This is a genomic window from Neisseria sp. P0014.S009, assembly GCF_051958155.1.
GTDB lineage: Bacteria > Pseudomonadota > Gammaproteobacteria > Burkholderiales > Neisseriaceae > Neisseria > Neisseria flavescens_C.
Window position 1 is genome coordinate 1 of record NZ_JBQCVS010000264.1, and the last position, 236, is coordinate 236.

General features: G+C 58.5%; 1 rRNA gene. It reads right to left on the reverse strand.

The features are described from left to right. Nucleotides 1-236, reverse strand: a 16S ribosomal RNA gene (locus ACTHS4_RS12595); the annotation flags it as partial.

Genomic DNA, 236 nt, shown 5'->3' on the forward strand with positions numbered 1-236 from the left:
TACGCACCCTTTAAGCCCAGTAATTCCGAATAACGTTTGTGTGGCTCGTCTTACCGCGGCTGCTGGCACGAGCTTAGCCCACACTTCCTCTGCGGATAGGTCAAACCATGCTCTTCACACGGCCTTCCTCCCCACTGACAGCGGTTTACAACCCGAAGGCCTTCATCCCGCACGTGGCGTCGCTCGGTCAGGCTTGCGCCCATTGCCGAAGATTCTCGACTGCAGCCTCCCGTAGG